Origin of the sequence: Blastococcus jejuensis (assembly GCF_039534705.1) — a bacterium.
GTDB lineage: Bacteria > Actinomycetota > Actinomycetes > Mycobacteriales > Geodermatophilaceae > Blastococcus_B > Blastococcus_B jejuensis.
This window is the reverse complement of the sequence record NZ_BAAAVV010000001.1, coordinates 176,743-194,976: the sequence shown is the minus strand read 5'-3', so window position 1 is coordinate 194,976 and position 18,234 is coordinate 176,743. Positions and strand designations below refer to the sequence as shown.

Annotated in this window: 13 protein-coding genes; 7 read left to right on the top strand and 6 right to left on the bottom strand. The window is 71.8% G+C overall.

Going from position 1 to position 18,234, the window contains the following annotated elements; genetic code table 11:
• Positions 1-160: 160 nt before the first annotated feature.
• The 5 genes from ABD644_RS00875 to ABD644_RS00855 are packed head-to-tail and all read left to right on the top strand — an operon-like array spanning position 161 to position 6,394.
• Entirely contained in the window at positions 161-1,525 is a 1,365-nt protein-coding gene (locus ABD644_RS00875) for a rhamnosyltransferase WsaF family glycosyltransferase (protein WP_344686591.1), read from the top strand.
• Positions 1,518-2,441: an NAD-dependent epimerase/dehydratase family protein gene (locus tag ABD644_RS00870; protein ID WP_344686590.1), complete on the top strand. Its 924-nt coding sequence runs from the start codon at positions 1,518-1,520 to the stop codon at positions 2,439-2,441. Before ABD644_RS00875 ends, ABD644_RS00870 begins: the two co-directional genes overlap by 8 nt.
• Complete coding sequence (locus tag ABD644_RS00865; RefSeq protein WP_344686589.1) at positions 2,434-3,498, top strand: glycosyltransferase family 2 protein; 1,065 nt, start codon at positions 2,434-2,436, stop codon at positions 3,496-3,498. Before ABD644_RS00870 ends, ABD644_RS00865 begins: the two co-directional genes overlap by 8 nt.
• Complete coding sequence (locus ABD644_RS00860) at positions 3,495-5,360, top strand: class I SAM-dependent methyltransferase (RefSeq protein ID WP_344686588.1); 1,866 nt, start codon at positions 3,495-3,497, stop codon at positions 5,358-5,360. The genes ABD644_RS00865 and ABD644_RS00860 overlap by 4 nt, the downstream gene beginning before the upstream one ends.
• The gene (locus ABD644_RS00855) at positions 5,357-6,394 is read left to right on the top strand and encodes a glycosyltransferase family 2 protein (RefSeq protein ID WP_344686587.1); all 1,038 of its coding nucleotides are present in this window, start codon (positions 5,357-5,359) and stop codon (positions 6,392-6,394) included. The genes ABD644_RS00860 and ABD644_RS00855 overlap by 4 nt, the downstream gene beginning before the upstream one ends.
• An 18-nt stretch (positions 6,395-6,412) precedes the next feature.
• Here the strand turns inward: ABD644_RS00855 and ABD644_RS00850 are convergent, their stop codons facing one another.
• Both ABD644_RS00850 and ABD644_RS00845 read right to left on the bottom strand, forming a co-directional pair.
• A complete protein-coding gene (locus ABD644_RS00850) occupies positions 6,413-7,609 on the bottom strand; it encodes an ABC transporter ATP-binding protein (RefSeq protein ID WP_344686586.1) in 1,197 nt (398 codons plus the stop codon).
• 5 nt (positions 7,610-7,614) lie between these two features.
• Positions 7,615-8,523, bottom strand: coding sequence for an ABC transporter permease (locus ABD644_RS00845; RefSeq protein WP_344686585.1), 909 nt, complete (start codon positions 8,521-8,523; stop codon positions 7,615-7,617).
• 265 nt (positions 8,524-8,788) lie between these two features.
• On the opposite strand from ABD644_RS00845, the gene ABD644_RS00840 reads away from it, so the two are divergent.
• Together ABD644_RS00840 and ABD644_RS00835 are read left to right on the top strand one after the other, a co-directional pair.
• Positions 8,789-11,500, top strand: coding sequence for a peptidoglycan recognition protein family protein (locus ABD644_RS00840; RefSeq protein WP_344686584.1), 2,712 nt, complete (start codon positions 8,789-8,791; stop codon positions 11,498-11,500).
• Positions 11,497-13,803 (top strand): hypothetical protein, encoded by a 2,307-nt coding sequence (locus ABD644_RS00835; protein WP_344686583.1) that lies wholly within the window; start codon positions 11,497-11,499, stop codon positions 13,801-13,803. The genes ABD644_RS00840 and ABD644_RS00835 overlap by 4 nt, the downstream gene beginning before the upstream one ends.
• A 71-nt stretch (positions 13,804-13,874) precedes the next feature.
• On the opposite strand, the gene ABD644_RS00830 is transcribed toward ABD644_RS00835, so the two are convergent.
• From ABD644_RS00830 to ABD644_RS00815, 4 genes are all read right to left on the bottom strand, one after another.
• Positions 13,875-15,644: an acetyl/propionyl/methylcrotonyl-CoA carboxylase subunit alpha gene (locus ABD644_RS00830; RefSeq protein WP_344686582.1), complete on the bottom strand. Its 1,770-nt coding sequence runs from the start codon at positions 15,642-15,644 to the stop codon at positions 13,875-13,877.
• 73 nt (positions 15,645-15,717) lie between these two features.
• Positions 15,718-16,326, bottom strand: a complete 609-nt coding sequence (locus tag ABD644_RS00825; protein ID WP_344686581.1) for a Maf family protein — start codon at positions 16,324-16,326, stop codon at positions 15,718-15,720.
• Positions 16,323-16,535: an acyl-CoA carboxylase subunit epsilon gene (locus ABD644_RS00820; protein ID WP_344686580.1), complete on the bottom strand. Its 213-nt coding sequence runs from the start codon at positions 16,533-16,535 to the stop codon at positions 16,323-16,325. The genes ABD644_RS00825 and ABD644_RS00820 overlap by 4 nt, the downstream gene beginning before the upstream one ends.
• Positions 16,536-16,605: 70 nt before the next feature.
• The gene (locus tag ABD644_RS00815; RefSeq protein WP_344686579.1) at positions 16,606-18,234 is read right to left on the bottom strand and encodes an acyl-CoA carboxylase subunit beta; all 1,629 of its coding nucleotides are present in this window, start codon (positions 18,232-18,234) and stop codon (positions 16,606-16,608) included.

Sequence of the window (18,234 nt, the reverse complement as noted above, 5' to 3'; positions counted from 1 at the left end):
CGACGGGCGGGGGCGCCGAGCCGTCGCTGGTAGCGTGGCGCCGGCTGCGGTGGTGGGCCGCCGGGCGCTGCGGGACCGTCGGGGTGTCCCCCGCGCGGGGGCCTGCCGGACGCCACGCGGGCGGCTCCTGGGATCGAGCGCCGAGAAGAAAGAGGCATGCATGGGCGGGGACGCACGGCGAGCGGTCGAGATCCTCCGGACCGAGGGTGCGCGCCCGCTGGCCGTCAAGGCCGCCCGTCGCGCCACGCAGGGTCCGGGCGTGACGGCTCGGGCGCTGCGGACGGTGCGCCGCGCCGCGGTCATCGCCCGCAACGAGGGGATGCGGTCGCTCACGGTCAAGGCGCTGGACCGGACGCGGCAGCGCCTGGTCACCGCGCAGCCCGGGCTGGCGCCCCGCCAGGAGATCCGCATGCTGGTCCGCTACGAGGACGCCCTCGAGGCCGACTGGACCCCCACCCAGCCTTGGGCGGCGTCCCCGCTCGTGGTGCGGGACCGCGGCCTGTCGACCGCCTGGATCATGCATCCGCCGGGGGAGTCCTCGGGTGGGGCGCAGAACATCTTCCGGTTCATCAAGTACCTCGAGGACGCCGGACACCGCGCGAGCATCTACCTGTACCACTCCGCCGACCACGCGATCGACGCCACGTACCTCAAGCAGCTGATCTCGGCCAACACGTCCTACGCGCCGATCGCCGCGGAGTTCCACGCGTACTCGCACGAGCGTGGCGTCGCACCTGACACCGACGCACTGTTCGCCACCGGCTGGGAGACCGCCTACCCGGCGTTCCGCGACACCTCGCCGGCCCGCCGCTTCTACTTCGTGCAGGACTTCGAGCCGGCCTTCTACTCGGTCGGGTCCGAGCACGTGCTGGCCGAGAACACCTACCGCTTCGGCTTCCACGGCATCACGGCCGGCCACTGGCTCGCGGACAAGCTCGCCGCGGAGTACGGCATGCGGACCTCGGCGTTCGGGTTCGGGGCCGACCTGCGGCACTACAGCCTGACGCGGACCGAGGGCCGGGACGGGTTGTTCTTCTACGCGCGCCCCGTGACGACCCGGCGCGGCTTCGAGCTCGGCGTCATGGCGCTGCAGCACGTCGCGCGGGCGCAGCCGGACCGTCCCATCCACCTGGCCGGCTGGGACACCTCGAACTACGACCTGCCGTTCGCGCACATCAACCACGGCATGCTGCGGATCGACCAGCTCAACGACATCTACAACCAGTGCGCCACCGGGCTGGTCCTCTCCCTGACGAACATGTCGCTGCTGCCGCTGGAGCTGCTGGCCAGCGGCGTGATCCCGGTGCTCAACCGCGGTGAGAACAACACCAAGGTCGTGCAGAACGACTTCATCCGGTACGCCGACCCGTCGCCGCACGCGCTCGCCGAGGCGCTGATGGAGGAGATGGCGCGCCCCGATCTGGCCGACCGCGCCCGCCGGGCCGCGGCCAGCGTCGCGCCGATGACGTGGGACCAGCCTGGCCGGGACTTCGTGAACCTCGTGGTGGAGGCCATGCGTGGCTGACTGCCTGGTCATCGGCGGGAACGGCTTCATCGGGTCGCACGTCGTCGACTCCCTGGTGGAGCGCGGGCACCACGTGACCGTCTTCGACCGCCACCGGCAGGGCCCGTCGCGGTTCGAGGGCCGAGCGGTCGAGGTCGTCTCGGGCGATTTCCTCAACGCGGCCGACGTGAAGAAGGCGCTGCGCGGCCAGGAGGTCGTGCTCCACCTGCTGTCGACGACGGACCCCGCCACGGCCGAGGGCGACCCGACGATGGACATCCGGACGAACATCACGTCCAGCGTGCAGCTGCTGTCGGCCTGCGTGGACGCCGGCGTCTCGAAGGTCTACTACGCCTCCAGCGGCGGAGCCATCTACGGCGACCAGGACAAGAAGGTCTTCCGCGAGACCGACGTGACCCTCCCGGTGTCCCCGTACGCGATCGGCAAGCAGGCCATCGAGAGCTACCTGCGCTACTTCCACCGCACGCACGGCCTGGATTCGACGACCTTCCGGATCTCCAACCCGTACGGGCCCCGTCAGAACCCGCTGAAGCGGCAGGGCGTCATCCCGATCTTCCTGCGGCAGGTCGCCGAGGGGTTACCGCTCACCGTCTTCGGCGACGGGTCGATGATCCGCGACTACCTGTACGTGGGCGACCTCGCCGAGATGATCGCCGAGGTGGTCACCGTCGGTGCCCGGGAGAGCCTCTACAACGTGGGCAGCGGTGTGGGGACGTCGATCTCCGAGCTCATCTCGACGATCCAGCAGGTCACCGGCCGCGACGTTGCCGTCCGCCACGTGCCGCGGCCGGCGACCTTCGTGGACCAGGTGGTCCTGAGCGTCGAGCGCTTCGAGGCGGAGTTCACCACCCGCGCGACCACCGCGCTGCCGGCCGGCATCCGCCGCACCTGGGAGGAGATGACCGAGCATGGCTGAGCCCACCCACGAGCTCACCCCCGAGCCCACCCCCGAGCCCACCCCCGAGCCCGCCGACGAGTTCCTGGCGACCGTGGTGGTGCTGACCTACAACGGTGAGCGCTACCTGCGGGACCTGCTCAACGCGGTGACCGTCCAGCGGATCGAGGGCGCCGTCGAGATCCTCGTGATCGACTCGGGGTCGACCGACGCGACCCTCGACATCGTGGCCGACTTCCCGCAGGTCCGGCTCGTCCAGATCCCCAACTCCGAGTTCGGACACGGCCGGACGCGGAACTTCGCCGCGCACCAGGCCAACGGGCGCTACGTGGCCTACCTGACGCACGACGCCGTCCCCGCGCACGACCGGTGGCTCTACGAGCTGCTCAAGCCGTTCGAGCTCAGCGAGCGAGTGGTGGCGGTCATGGGCAGCCAGGTGCCGCGGCCGTGGTGCTTCCCGCTGCTGAAGTACGAGATCAACGCCGTGTTCGAGGGCTTCGGGCCCGGCTTCGGGACGACGCTGTTCTACGACGACGACTTCATCACCAGCGAGGGCGTGCGCAACGCGGTCACGTTCTACTCGGATGTGAACTCCGCCGCCCGGCGCGACATCCTCACCGGGCCCGTGCCGTACCAGGACGTGTCCTACGCCGAGGACCAGCTCTTCGGCCGGGACGTCATCGCGGCGGGCTACATCAAGGCCTACGCGCCGCGGGCCTCGGCCGTGCACTCGAACGACCTGACCCTGGCCGAGTACGACGAGCGCATGGCCGAGGAGACGATGGGGCAGCGGGAGGTCGGCATCGACGTCGCCGTCCCGTCGGTCGGGGTCGTCGGCCGGATGATGCTGCGGGGGATCGCGAAGGACACCATGCGGCTCCTGCGGGACCGCGACTTCCGCGCCCGGCGCAAGGCCTACTACCTCGCCGTCGGCCCCCTGTACCACCTGCAGAAGTGGCGCGGCGTGCGCCGTGGGGCCCGGGCGGAGCTCCCCGCCCCGGTCGTCCCCATCGCATCCGTGCGCGCGGGTGCCGACCACGGTCCCGGCCAGTCATCCGACGAAGGAAGAACAGCATGAGCGAGACGACCCCGCTGCGCGGGCTCGAGGTGCCGACGGAGCACGGGTACCGCGTGCTCTCCGCGCCCGACCTGGGCTACGCCGACGGCGCCGAGGGGCGGCTGCTGGAGATCGTCGAGGCCGCGTCCGACCTCTCGTCGAGTTCCCAGGAGCTGGCGTCCGCAGCCACCGACTGGGGCACGACCTACTCCCTGGTGCCGACCCGCGCCAACGTCATCCGCGCCCTGGACCTGCCGGCGGGCGCGAAGGTCCTCGAGATCGGCTGCGGGTGCGGCCCGATCACCCGGTACCTCGGCGAGCAGTGCGCGGTGGTCGACTCGGTGGAGCCGATGGCGGCCCGCGCGCGCGTCGCCCGCGCCCGGTCGCGCGACCTCGACACGGTCGAGGTGTACGTGGGCACGCTGGACGACGTCCCGCCGGTTCCCGCCTACGACGTCGTCGTGGTCATCGGCGTCCTCGAGTACGTGGCGCGCGGCGCGCTCGACGAGGCCCCGTACCTGGCGTTCCTGCGCCAGTGCCACGCCGTCCTCAAGGACGGCGGGACGCTGGTGGTCGCCATCGAGAACCCGCTCGGCGTCAAGTACATCAGCGGCGCGGTCGAGGACCACACCAACCGGCCCTTCGACTCCCTCGAGGGCTACGCGCTGGAGTCCCCGGCCCGCACGTTCCCGCGCCGCACGCTGGACCGGATGCTGTCCGAGTCCGGGTTCACCGCCGAGTTCCTCGGCGCCTTCCCGGACTACAAGCTCCCGCGGGCCGTCCTCAGCGACGAGCTGTTCCGCTCCTCCGGGCAGCTCGCCGAGGCGTTGCCCCGGTTCCCCAGCCCCGACTACCTCGTCCCGCGCCTGCAGCTCGCCGACGAGAAGCTGACGTGGCGCACGCTGGTGGCCTCGGGGGTGGCGGAGCACTTCGCGAACTCGTTCATCGCCCTGGCGGTCAAGGGGGAGGGGGCCTCGCTCTGGTCCTCGGAGCGGCAGGCGGTGCTGTTCAACTCCGAGCGCCAGCCCGAGTTCGCCGTGCGCAGCGAGGTGCGGGGGAGTGCGGACGACCTGCACCTGGCGCGTTCCCCGCTGTACCCGGACCGCCCCCGCACCGGTGACGGCAAGGACGTCCGCCACACCCCCGCGCCGACCGAGCCCGTGGTGGTGGGCCGCGACCTGCTCCAGGTGCTCCTCGACGAGCCGGGACGCCGCGCGGAGCTGCTGCGCCGGTGGGCGGCCCTGGTGCCCGACGAGGAGTGGGCGCCGGTGGACCTGGTGCCGCACAACCTGGTGCTCCGCGCGGACGACGAGCTGGTCGCGATCGACCAGGAGTGGCAGGTCCGCGGTTTCGACCGCGGGTCGCTGCTCGTCCGGGGGCTGTTCCTGACCGCCGTCCAGCTGGCCTCACGGACCCGGCCCGAGCGGCTGCAGCCGGCGGGAACGGTCGCCGAGCTCGTGGCCGCTCTCGCAGCCGACATCGGCGTGGAGATCGACGACGAGGCGTTCGACCGGTTCTGCGCCCAGGAGTCGGCCTTCCAGGCCGTCGTGAACACCACCGACACGAGCCTGAAGGACCGACGGATCCGTTCGGCCGACGACCTCCGGACGGTGTACCGGCACACGCTCGCGGAGGTCCGCGGCGGCGACCGCTTCGACGTCCAGTGGCAGCGCGCCAGCGCGGACATCGACCGGCTGTACGAGATGGCCCGGCAGCACGAGGAGGAGCGGGAGAAGCTGGTCCGCGACCTCGCCGAGCACCAGAAGGCCTTCGCGGAGGCTCGGGCGGAGATCGCCGGCCTGCGGGGCCGGCAGCCGGTCGCGCTGGCTCGCCGGGTGGCCCGCGGTGTGCTGGCCAGGACCGGCCTGCGCTCTCGCGAGTGACCGCCCGTCCCGCGGCGAGCGTCGTCGTCGTCAACTGGAACGGCGGCGACCTGCTGCAGGACTGCCTGCGCTCACTGGCGGCCGACGCCGAGGGCGCGGGCCCGGGCGGCGTCGAGATCGTCCTGGTCGACAACGCGTCCGAGGACGGGTCGGCAGAGGTCGCGCAGCGGACCGTCGACTCCCTGCGGGTGGTGCAGCGGCAGCGCAACGAGGGTTTCGCGGCCGGCGCCAACGCCGGGATCCGGGCGTCGGGTGGCGAGTTCGTCGTGCTGGTGAACAACGACGCCCGGGTGGAGCCCGGCTTCCTCGCGGCCATCCTGGAGCCGATGCGCCGGCCCGGCGGCGAGGACGTCGCCGCCGTCACCGGTCGCGTCCTGCTCGCCGACCGCTACCGCCCCGCTCCGGCGGGAACCGGACCCGACGAGGGCCTGGTGGGACATGACGGCAGCCGGTGGGTGCGGGTGGGCCCCGACGAGCCCGGGCATCGGCTGCTGAACTCGACGGGCAACCTCATGACCCGGTCCGGCAACGGCCGCGACCGTGACTGGCTCTCGCCCGAGGACTCGCCGCCCGCGGCCGTCGACGTCTTCGGGTTCAACGGCGGCTGCGCCGCCCTCCGCCGCGGCGCCCTGGACCAGGTCGGGCTGCTCGAGGCGAGCCTGTTCATGTACTTCGAGGACACCGACCTGTCGTGGCGGCTGCGCCGGGCCGGATGGCGGATCGTGCACGCCCACGGGGCGGTGACCCAGCACCAGCACGCCGCGTCGTCCGGGACGGCGACCGCGTTCTTCCAGATCCACAACACGCGCAACCGGCTCCTGGTCGCCCTCGCCCAGGCGCCCTGGCCGGTGGTCCTGCGGGCGCTGGCGCGCACGCTCTGGCGGTTCGCCGCCGGGCCGCACCGCGGGCGCACGGCGCGCGCGATGGGGCAGGCCCTCCGCATGGCGCCGTCGGCCCTGCGCCGGCGGCGTGCCACGGACCGGTCGGCGACCGTGTCCCGCCGCGAGGTCGCCGGCTGGCTCGTCCCGGACTGAGGGCAGCCCGGCCGGAGGTCAGGAGAGGACGTCGATCGCGGCGTCGACGGCGATGACGCCGTTGCCCGCGGTGGGCGACTCGACGGCGAAGGTGGCCGCATGGGCCTGGAGGTCGATCATCTCCCCGGCCACCTCACCGGCGCCGATCCGGACGACGTAGTCACCCTCACCCAGCGGGACGGCGGGGAGGGCGAACTCGACCTCGTGCCGGCCGCGGCCGAGCTTGAGCTCGACGCCCTCGGTGTGCGTGTTGACGTGGTAGACCCGCTGACCCAGCGGGGTCTCGATCGCGAACCCCATCATCCAGCGCTCGACGCTGTCGTCGAGATCGATCTCGACCCGGCAGACCATCGGTGACCCGCTGGGCATCGTCTCGAGGGGCTCCCCGGTGTCGGTGAGCAGACGCACGCTCTGGATCTTGCCGCGGTTCACCGGACGGCCGGCGTCACCGCGGCGTTCGGCCTCCTCCCGGCGGTCCTCCTCGAAGCCCGCCCGCAGCTCGCGGATGGCGTCGCGGGGGACGCCGTCGAACTGCATGTGCCCGTCGCGCAGGAGGACCGCGCGGTCGCACAGGTCACCGACCTGCTCGGCCGAGTGGCTGACCAGGACGATCGTCCGGCCCTCCTCCTGGAAGGTGCGGATCTGGTCCATGCACTTGCGCTGGAACGGCTCGTCGCCGACCGCCAGCACCTCGTCGACGAGGAGCAGGTCGGGGTCGACGTGGACGGCGACGGCGAAGGCGAGCCGCACGTACATGCCCGACGAGTAGAACTTCACCTGGGTGTCGATGAAGCTCTCGATGCCGGAGAAGTCGACGATGTCGTCGAAGCTGCGGTCGGTCTCCTGGCGCGTCATCCCGAGGATGGCAGCGTTGAGGTAGACGTTCTCGCGGCCGGTCAGCTCGGGGTGGAAGCCGGCGCCGAGCTCCAGCAGGGCCGCCAGGCGGCCCCGCCGCAGGACCTGGCCGGTGGTCGGCTGGATGATCGAGCCGATCACCTTGAGCAGGGTGCTCTTGCCCGACCCGTTGGAGCCCATGAGCCCCACGGTCGACCCGGCCTCGATGCTGAGGTTGATGTCGCGCAGCGCCCAGAAGTCCTCGACGTGGTCGCTCCTGCGGCCCAGGCGGAGCGCACGCTCCTTGAGGGACTTCTCCTTGTGCAGGACGAACCGCTTGGAGACGTCGGTGACTCGGATGATCTCCGGAGACGTGGTCACGCTGGTCAGAGCTCCTGGGCGAAGTTGCCCTCGAGTCGCGCGAAGACGCGCTGGCTCGCCCAGAGCAGCGCGAGCGAGATGAGGAAGGCGATGCTGAGACGGAGCGGCATGTTCGCGGGGAAGGGCTCGTCGGCGCCCGCGGTCCACATGCCGCGCTGGAAGGCGAGGATCGCGAGGGTCACCGGGTTGGAGAGGTACAGCTCCTCGAGCCAGCTCCCCTCGAGGAAGCTCGTGACGTAGGCGTAGGAGTAGACGATCGGCGAGGCCCAGAACAGGATGAGGATCACGATCTCCATCAGGTGCTGCACGTCGCGCAGGTAGACGTTGATCGCCGACAGCAGGAGCGCGAGGGCCGTGCCGAACACGAGCACGAGCGCGACGGCGACCGGCACGTAGACCAGCCGCTGTGACCAGGGGAAGCTGCCGGCGATGAGGGTGCCGGCGACCAGCACCAGGAACTGGATGCCGAAGTTGAAGATCGCCGCGCCCACCGTGCTCAGCGGGAAGACCTCGCGCGGCAGGTAGACCTTCTTGATCAGCCCGGAGTTGGCGACGATCGACCCGGCGCCACCGCTGACCGTCTCGTTGAACAGCGCCCACATCGTCAGGCCGCTGAACACGAAGATCGCGAACTCGGGGATGGCGCGGGCGGCGCCGAGGAACTGGCCGATGACGACGAAGTAGATGATCAGCTGGGCGACCGGCTTCACCAGGCTCCAGACGAAACCCAGCGAGCTGTTCTTGTACCGGGCCCGGAGCTCGCGCCGCACGAGCAGCGTCGTCAGCTCCCGATAGCGGTGGATGTCGAGCAGGGACGCCCACGTACCCGACACCAGACCGCGCTGGGGGCCCACCGCGGTCAGCTCCAGCTGACCGAGTCGGTTCAGACGCAGCCGTGCGTCCTCGTCCTGCATCCTGACCCATTCCCTCCGTCGGTCGCCCACGAGGGCACCCGGTGGCCCGCAGGAACGGTCCTGTTCACACCACGGGGTTCCGAGTCTAACGCCGACTGCCGGATCGCCCGGTCCCACGGCGTGGCGAGGCGTTTCGTCACCGTCGCTGGAGCTGGCCCACGCCCGCTCCGTCTCATCACTGTGCGCCACGCCGAAGGCACCAGGGGTCACCAATCCGCGGGACTCCTGGGTCAAGATGACACGGTTCTTTACCGAAGGGTTTTCCATGCGTGCCTCACGCGGCCTCCTCGTCTCCTTCCTCACCTGCAGCTTCGTCGCCGTCCCCGTCGTCTCCTTCCCTGCCCTGGGTGCCCCGGGCGACGACGCCGAGGTCACCGACGTGCTCCTGGAGGGCGTCGACGCGGCCTCGGTGAGCTCCGCCCCCCAGGGCCTGGTGGTGTCCGAGGAGCACGCGGGCGAGCCCGGGCACGCCGAAGGCGAGGCCGAGGTCGTCCCCACGGACGAGCCGCCGGCGGTGCTCACCCCCGAGGTGCCCACCGAGGAGTTCACGGCGGTCGGCTTCAGCTGGGACGCGGACTCCGGCGCCGACGGCGTCGTGGTGCAGGTCCGGGTCCGCGAGGACGACGGCTGGTCGGAGTGGTACCCGCTTCCCCAGTCCGACGACGGCCCCGACGACGGCACGGTCAACAGCGAGCGCTCCGGTGACCGCGCGGGCACCGGGCTGCTCCTGACCTCGGGCGCCGAGGCGGTGCAGGTACGCGCCGATGCGGCGACCGAGGCGCCGGTGGAGGATCTCCGCGCCGTCCTGATCGATCCCGGCGACACCGCGGACGAGGGCCCCGCGGCGACCGCCGGTGCGGTCACGAAGCCCGGCGTCATCAGCCGCGCGCAGTGGGGTGCCGGGGCGACGCCGACCGGCGAGTGCGCGCCCGCCTACAGCTCGGAGCTGAAGGCGGCGGTCGTGCACCACACGGTCTCGACGAACAGCTACGCCCCGGAGCAGTCGGCGGGGCTGGTCCGGTCGATCTACCTGTTCCACACCCGCCCGGTGACCCAGGGGGGCCGCGGGTGGTGCGACATCGGGTACAACGCGATCGTCGACCGGTACGGCCAGATCTTCGAGGGGGCGGCCGGCGGCCTCGACCGCAACGTGATCGGCGCGCACGCCGGTGGCTTCAACACCTACACCTTCGGCGTCTCCACCCTCGGTGACTTCCAGCAGGCGGCGCCGCCCGCGGCCCTCACCGAGTCGGTCAGCCAGCTGATCGCCTGGAAGCTCGAGCTGTGGGCCATCGACCCCCGTGGCACGACGCAGCTCACGTCGCGGGGCGGCGGCACCGCGAAGTACGCCGCGGGGACCACCGTCACCCTGCCGGTGATCATGGGCCACCGGGACGTCGGCTCGACGGCGTGCCCCGGTCAGAACCTCTACGACCAGGTCGGTGCCATCCGCGCGCGGGTGACCCAGCTCGTGGGCGACGTCGGCCGCACCCTGCTGCGGACGGCTGAGAACCCCGCGGTGTTCGTGGTGTCCGGGTCGAACAAGTACGAGATCGGTGACCTGGGCACCCTGCAGGCGCTGTCGCCGCTCGGCCCGGTGGGCTACGTCTCGCAGCAGTTCCTCGACCGGCGGACGACGGTGTCGCGGATGTCGCGCGTCGTGCTGTCCCCGGGTGGCTCGGTGTACTTCATCGACGCGGGGATCAAGCTGCCGTTTGGGTCGTGCGCCCAGGTCGCCGCCTTCGGGGCGTCCTGCGACTCCCTCGTGCGGCTCGAGCAGCCGCTGATCGACGCCTTCCACAGCGGTCCGCCGATCACGCCGCTCTACCGGACGACGTCGGGCAAGGCGTTCTACGTGACCGACGGGGTCAAGCGCGAGGTCGTCGACGACGCGGCGCTGACCGCGGCCGGCCTGCCCACGAACGGCGTGCGGCTGCTGGAGTCGGGGATCGGCTACCTGCCCTACGGGGTGCCGGTGACCCGGCCGGGTGTGGTGCTGCAGAACCGGGGGACCGGCGCGGTCACCGTGAGCACGGCGAGCGGGTTCACCACGGTCGCCGAGGGGCTCCGGGCGGCGACGGCGCTGTCCGAGGCTCCGGTGCGCCCCCTCGACGACGCGAGCATGCGGCGCCTCTCGGTCTCGATGGCGCCCGGCGCCATCGTGAAGGAGGCCGGGGGGACGCGGGTCTACCTGCTCACCGACCAGGGACGGCGGCACCTGCTCGACGCGGCGATGCTCCCGGCCTCGGTGCCGGAGGTCAGCGCCGGCTTCCTCGGGATGTTCCCCGATGCCGGCTCGCTGGGCGGCGCCGGCTTCGTGAAGGGCTCGGGCAGCGGCGCGGTCTACGTGCTGCGCGAGGGCCAGCGCCGGGTCGTCTCCTCCTGGTCGGACCTCGTCGCGCTCAACGGCGGCAACGCGTCGCCGGCAATCACGACCATCGACCAGCGGCTGGCCGATCTCCTGCCGGCCGGTCCGGCGCAGCTGGGTCCGGGAGCGCTCGTCCACTCGCCGCGCAGCGCGGCTGTGTTCTTCGTGAACGGTCGTGACGAGCTCATCCCCGTGTGGTCGTTCAGCACCACCGGCGAGCTCGGGGCGAACCGCGTGGTGCGGGTCGCCGACGCCGACGTCGACGCGTACACCGTGCGCGCCGGAGGCCTCGGCACGGCGGTGAACTGCGCCGGGACGCGCTACCTCGGGCTGGGCGGCAAGCTCTACCGGGTCGGGTCCGACGTGTCCGCGCACTACAACCTGAGCTACACCAGCCTGGACGCGCAGGCGTGCGCCGCGCTGCCCAAGGCCGGGTCGCTGACCCGCTTCCTGCGCGCGGACTCCGGGGCCATCTACTACATGGAGAACGGGGTCAAGCGGGCGATCCGTTCCTACGGCGCCTACGTGGCCCTGGGCGGCACCAGCGCCAACACCATCCAGACCTCGGACTTCGCCCTGTCCCTCATCGCCACGGGGCCGGCCTGGTGAGCACGCCGGTGCGCCCCCGGCGGAGGCGGGCGCGGTCCGCCGTCGTCGTGCTGGCCCTGCTGGCCGGGATGGTGATGTGGGTCGGCGGCGGCGAGCGGGGCGCCACCGCCGCGATCGCGGCGGACTTCGACCCCGGCAACATCATCAGCGACAGCGTGTTCTTCAACCCGGCCGCCATGTCCGACGGCGAGATCCAGACCTTCCTGAACGCCCGGGGCGCCAACTGCGTCGCGGGGGAGGAGGCCTGCCTGAAGGACTACACGACGACGACGACGGAGCGGCCGGCCGACGGGCTGTGCCTGGGGTACCAGGGGGGCCTGGTGCACTCGGCGGCGCAGATCATCGGCGGCGTCGCCCGCAGCTGCGGCATCAACCCGCAGGTGCTGATGGTCCTGCTGGAGAAGGAACAGGGCCTGGTGAGCCGGACCAAGCCGACCACGCGGAAGTACCGCGAGGCGGCCGGCTACGCCTGCCCGGACACCGCCCCCTGCGACCCGCGGTACGCCGGCTTCTTCAACCAGCTCTACTCCGCCGCGTGGCGGTACCAGGACTACGCGGCCCGGCCGGGCAGCTTCCGCCACAAGGCCGGCCAGGTGAACAACGTCTACTTCCACCCGGAGATCCAGCGGTGCGGGTCGAGCCCGCTCTACATCGCCAACCAGGCGACCGCCGGCCTCTACAACTACACGCCGTACCAGCCGAACGACGCGGCGATGAACAACCTGTACGGCGAAGGGGACTCCTGCAGCGCGTACGGGAACCGCAACTTCTGGCGGATCTTCACCGACTGGTTCGGCGATCCTCGCGCCGGCAGCCACCTCGTGCGGACGGTGGACAACCCCGCGGTGTACGTGGTGTCGGGCGTGAACAAGTACCTGATCGAGGACCTGGCCACGATGCAGGCGCTGTCGCCGCTGGGCGCGGTGGGCTACGTGTCGCAGCAGTACCTGGACCGGCGGGCCACCGTGTCGCGCATGTCGCGGGTCGTGGTTTCACCGGGTGGCTCGGTGTACTTCATCGACGCGGGCATCAAGCTGCCGTTCGGGTCGTGCGCCCAGGTCGCCGAGTTCGGGGCGTCCTGCGACTCCCTGGTGCGGCTCGAGCAGCCGCTGATCGACGCCTTCCACAGCGGTCCGCCGATCACGCCGCTGTACCGGACGACGTCGGGCAAGGCCTTCTACGTGACAGGAGGGGTCAAGCGCGAGGTCGTCGACGACGCGGCGCTGACCGCGGCCGGCCTGCCGACGTCGGGGGTGCAGCTGCTCGAGTCGGGGCTCGGCTACCTGCCCTACGGGGTGCCGGTGACCCGGCCGGGCGTGGTGCTGCAGAACCGGTCGACCGGTGCGGTGACGCTGAGCGTCACGGGCGGGTTCTCCACGGTCTCGGAGGCGGTGCGCGCGGCGACGGCGCTGTCGGCGCTGCCGGTGCGCCGCCTGGACGACGCGAGCATGCGGCGGTTGTCGGTCTCGAGCGCCCTCGGGGCGATCGTGAAGGAGTCCGGGGGGTCGCGGGTCTACCTGCTGACCGAGACCGGGAAGAAGCAGATCACCGAGCCGCGGATGCTGCCCTCGTCGCCTCCGGAGGTGGGGGCGGCCGTCCTGGGCTACTTCCCGGATGCGGGCACGATCAGCGGCACGGGGTTCATCAAGGGCTCGGCCAGTGGCGCGGTGTACGTGCTGCACGAGGGCCGCCGCCGGGTCGTCTCCTCCTGGTCGGACCTGCTCGCGCTCAACGGCGGCAACCCGTCGCCGAGCATCCTCAGCATCGACCAGCGCCTGGCCGACCTCCTGCCGGTCGGGCCGGCGCAGCTGGGCCCGGGAGCGCTCGTCCACTCGCCGCGCAGCGCGGCGGTCTTCTTCGTCAACGGCCGTGACGAGCTCATCCCCGTGTGGTCGTTCAGCACCACCGGCGAGCTCGGGGCGAACCGCGTGGTGCGGGTCGCCGACGCCGACGTCGACGCCTACGCGGTGCGCGGGTCGGGGATGACCACGGCGGTCGAGTGCTCGGGCACCCGCTACCTGGGGCTGGGCGGGAAGCTCTACCAGGTCGGGCCGGACGTCGCGGCGCACTACAACCTGAGCTACACCACCCTCGACGCGCAGGCATGTGCCGCCCTGCCCAAGGCCGGCGCGCTGACCCGCTTCCTGCGGGCGGACTCAGGGGCCATCTACTACGTGGAGAACGGGGTCAAGCGCCCGATCCGCTCCTACCCGGGGTACGTGGCGCTCGGCGGAACCAGCGCCAACACCATCCAGACCTCGGACTTCGCGCTGTCCCTCATCCCGACCGGACCGGCCTGGTGAGGGCCGCCGACCCCGCCTGAACGGCAGGCCCCGGTGGTCCCTGCGGGGGACGACCGGGGGCCGCCTCAGGTCTACTCGGCCGAGTCGGACGCCGCGTCGGCGATGGTGCAGATGACAGCACCGCTGGTGACGCCGGCGCCGACCTCGGCGTTCAGCCCGCTGATCGTGCCCGCCTTGTGGGCGGTGATGGGCTGCTCCATCTTCATCGCCTCGAGCACGACGACCAGGTCGCCGGCCTCGACGGTGGCGCCGTCCTCGACAGCGACCTTGACGATCGTGCCCTGCATCGGCGAGGTCAGGTCGTCACCCGAGGCCGCCGACCCGCTGCCCCCGCCACCACGCTTGCGTGGCTTCGCGGGAGCGCCGGCTGCCGGCCCCCCGGCGGCGAGCCCGGCGGGCAGCGACACCTCGAGCCGCCGGCCGCCCACCTCGACGACCACCGTCTGCCGCGGCGCCGCCTCGGCCGGCTCCTCGGGAGCGGCGTCGTAGGGCGGGACCTGGTTGTCCCACTCGGTCTCGATCCACCGGGTGTGCACCGTGAACGGCTCGCTGGTGAACGCCTCGTCGCGCACGACCGCGCGGTGGAACGGGATGACCGTCGGCATGCCCTCGACGACGAGTTCGTCCAGTGCGCGACGGGCCCGCTGCAGGGCTTCCTCGCGGGAGGCGCCCGTGATGATCAGCTTGGCGAGCATCGAGTCGAACGCACCGGCGACCTCGCCGCCGGACTCGACCCCGGAGTCCCAGCGCACACCGGGGCCGTGCGGCACCTCCAGGCGCTTCACGGGGCCGGGCGCGGGCATGAAGTTGCGGCCGGCGTCCTCGGCGTTGATGCGGAACTCGATGCTGTGCCCGCGCGGTGTCGGGTCCTCGGTGATCTGCAGCTTCTCGCCGGCGGCGATGCGGAACTGCTGGCGGACCAGGTCGATGCCGGCCGTCTCCTCGCTGACCGGGTGCTCCACCTGCAGACGGGTGTTGACCTCGAGGAAGGAGATCGAGCCGTCGGCGCCCACGAGGTACTCGACGGTGCCGGCGCCGTGGTAGCCGGCCTCGGCGCAGATGGCCTTGGCCGAGGAGTGGATCCGCTCGCGCTGCTCGTCGGTCAGGAACGGCGCGGGCGCCTCCTCGACGAGCTTCTGGTTGCGCCGCTGCAGCGAGCAGTCGCGGGTGCCGACGACGATGACGTTGCCGTGGGTGTCGGCCAGCACCTGGGCCTCGACGTGCCGCGGCTTGTCGAGGAACCGCTCCACGAAGCACTCGCCGCGGCCGAAGGCCGAGACCGCCTCGCGGACGGCGGAGTCGAACAGCTCCGGGATCTCCTCCTTGGTGCGGGCCACCTTGAGGCCGCGGCCCCCGCCACCGAAGGCGGCCTTGATGGCCACCGGCAGCCCGTGCTCCTCGGCGAAGGCGATGACCTCGTCGGCGCCGCCGACCGGGTCCTTGGTGCCGGGGACGAGCGGGGCGCCGGCCTTCGTGGCGATGTGCCGCGCCTGCACCTTGTCGCCGAGGGCGATGATCGCCTCGGGGGAGGGGCCGACCCAGGTCAGCCCCGCGTCGATCACCGCCCGGGCGAAGTCGGCGTTCTCGGACAGGAACCCGTAGCCGGGGTGGACCGCGTCCGCGCCCGACTGCTTCGCCGCGTCGATGATCTTCTCGATCACCAGGTAGGAGTCACCCGGCGTCGTCCCCCCGAGGGCGAAGGCCTCGTCGGCCACCCGGACGTGCAGGGCGTCACGGTCGGGCTCGGCGTAGACGGCGACGCTGGTCAGCCCCTCGTCCTTGCACGCGCGGGCGACGCGCACCGCGATCTCGCCGCGGTTGGCGATCAGGACCTTCTGCACCGGTGTTCTCCCTCTGCTCTGAGCCGGTCGGACTGTAGCTACCCGCCAGTAGTCGTTGCGCGGCAGGCGGACGTCAGCGCCGCCACAGGTCGGTGATCGCGAGCCCCCGCTTGGCCAGCTGGGTGCGCAGGACCGTCAGCGACAACCCGACCACGGCGGCGGGGTCGCCCTCGACGCGGCGCACAAACGGGGCGCCGAGGCCGTCCAGCGTGAACGCGCCGGCGACCGCCATCGGTTCCCCGGTGGCCACGTAGGCCTCCAGCTCCTGCGGTGTCGGCGATGCGAAGTACACGACCGTCGAGGCGACGGCGATGTCGCGGCTGGCGACGGCGCCGTCCTGGACGTCGAACAGCGCCTGGCCGGTGTGCAGCACCCCCGAGCGCCCCGCCATGCGGCGCCACCGGTCGCGGGCGTCGGCGGCGTCGGCCGGCTTGCCCAGCGGCCGGCCGTTGAACTCCAGGAGCGAGTCCGCGCCGATCACCAGGGCATCGGTCTCCTGCTTGGCGACGTCGGCGGCCTTGGCGGCGGCCAGGAGCGCCACCTGCTCGGCGACGCGTGGCGCCGTCACGCCGTTCTCGTCGACCTGGCTGACGACGACCTCGGGGGCGAGGCCGGCCTGGCGCAGCAGCGAGAGCCGCGCCGGGGACGCCGAGGCGAGCACGAGCCTGCGGTCGGAGCTCACGCGAACCTCCCCGCTGCATGCCAGCCGCCCTGTCCGGGCTGCAGCGGACGTCGGTGGGCGTCGCCGTAGGACGCCCAGGCGCCCACCGGCGTCGAGCGGCGGCGTTCGCGGCGCTGCGACAGCGTCGCGACGACGACGGTGAGGGCAGCGAGCTCCTCCATGGTGGGCTCGCCCTTGACGACGTGCAGCAGCGGGCGGTTCTCGCTCACAGTGTCATCTCTCGCTCCGCGAGGCTGTTCGCTCCGCTCCTCGGTCGCTGGCGCTCCCGGCGATGCTCACTCACAGGGGGATGTTCCCGTGCTTCTTGGGCGGCAGGGTCTGCCGCTTGTTGGCCAGCACCCGCAGCGCCTTGGTCACCTGTACGCGGGTGTGCGACGGCGGGATCACCGCGTCGACGTAGCCGCGGTCGGCCGCGATGTAGGGGTTGGCCAGGGTGTCCTCGTACTCGGCGATCAGCTCCGCCCGACGGGCGTCGGGGTCCTTCGCCTCCGCCAGCTCCTTGCGGTACAGGATGCCGACGGCCCCCTGCGCCCCGACCACGGCGATCTGGGCGCTCGGCCAGGCCAGGTTGATGTCGGCGCCGAGGTGCTTGGACCCCATGACGTCGTAGGCGCCGCCGTAGGCCTTGCGCGTGATCACCGTGACCTTCGGGACGGTGGCCTCGGCGTAGGCGTAGATCAGCTTGGCGCCGCGCCGGATGATGCCCTCCCACTCCTGCGAGGTGCCCGGGAGGAAACCCGGCACGTCGACGAAGGTGAGCACCGGGATGTTGAACGCGTCGCAGGTGCGCACGAAGCGCGCCGCCTTCTCGCTGGCGTCGATGTCGAGCGTGCCGGCGAACTGCGTCGGTTGGTTGGCCACCACGCCCACGGGCCGACCCTCGATCCGGCCGAAGCCGATCAGGATGTTCGGCGCGAACAGCGGCTGCACCTCGAGGAACTCGCCGTCGTCGAGGACGTGCTCGATGACGGTGTGCATGTCGTAGGGCGTGTTCGGCGAGTCGGGGATGAACGTGTCGAGCTCGGTGTCCTCGTCGGTCAGCGCCTCGGGCAGCACGGTGTCGACCGGGGCGACCTCGATCGCCGGCAGCGGGTCGAGGTTGTTGCTCGGCAGGTAGGACAGCAGCGCCTTGACGTAGTCGAGGGCGTCGGCCTCGTCCTCGGCCAGGTAGTGCGCGACGCCGGACTTCGTGTTGTGCGTGCGGGCGCCGCCGAGCTCCTCGAGCGTGACCTCCTCGCCGGTGACGGTCTTCACCACGTCGGGGCCGGTGATGAACATCTGGCTGGTCTTGTCGACCATGACGATGAAGTCGGTCAGGGCGGGGGAGTAGACGTGCCCACCGGCCGCCGGGCCCATGACCAAGGAGATCTGCGGGATCACCCCGGAGGCGTGCACGTTGCGCTGGAAGATCTCGCCGTAGAGGCCGAGGGAGACCACGCCCTCCTGGATGCGCGCGCCGCCGCCCTCGTTGATGCCGACGACCGGGCAGCCGTTCTTCATCGCGAAGTCGAGGACCTTGACGATCTTCTCGCCGTAGACCTCGCCGAGGCTGCCGCCGAACACGGTGACGTCCTGGGAGAAGATCGCCACCGGCCGGCCGTCGACGGTGCCGTACCCGGTGACGACGCCGTCGCCGAACGGCCGTTTGGCCTCCATGCCGAACGTCGTCGACCGGTGACGGGCGAACTCGTCGAACTCGGTGAACGACCCGGGGTCGAGCAGCGCGTCGATCCGCTCGCGGGCGGTCATCTTGCCCGCGGCGTGCTGCTTCTCGATGGCGCGCTCCGAGCCCGCGTGCGTTGCCTCCTGCACGCGTCGCTCGAAGTCGGCCAGCTTTCCGGCGGTGGTGTGGATGTCGATGTCGTCGGGGATGTGCTCCCCGCCGCTCGCTCTCTCGGCCGCTGTCAC

What these genes read in the sequence shown, in the direction of transcription:
- ABD644_RS00860 (WP_344686588.1), top strand. Translation starts at nt 3,495, where the DNA reads ATGAGCGAGACGACCCCGCTGCGCGGGCTCGAGGTGCCGACGGAGCAC.
- ABD644_RS00845 (WP_344686585.1), bottom strand. Translation starts at nt 8,523, where the DNA reads ATGCAGGACGAGGACGCACGGCTGCGTCTGAACCGACTCGGTCAGCTG.
- ABD644_RS00840 (WP_344686584.1), top strand. Translation starts at nt 8,789, where the DNA reads ATGCGTGCCTCACGCGGCCTCCTCGTCTCCTTCCTCACCTGCAGCTTC.
- ABD644_RS00865 (WP_344686589.1), top strand. Translation starts at nt 2,434, where the DNA reads ATGGCTGAGCCCACCCACGAGCTCACCCCCGAGCCCACCCCCGAGCCC.
- ABD644_RS00875 (WP_344686591.1), top strand. Translation starts at nt 161, where the DNA reads ATGGGCGGGGACGCACGGCGAGCGGTCGAGATCCTCCGGACCGAGGGT.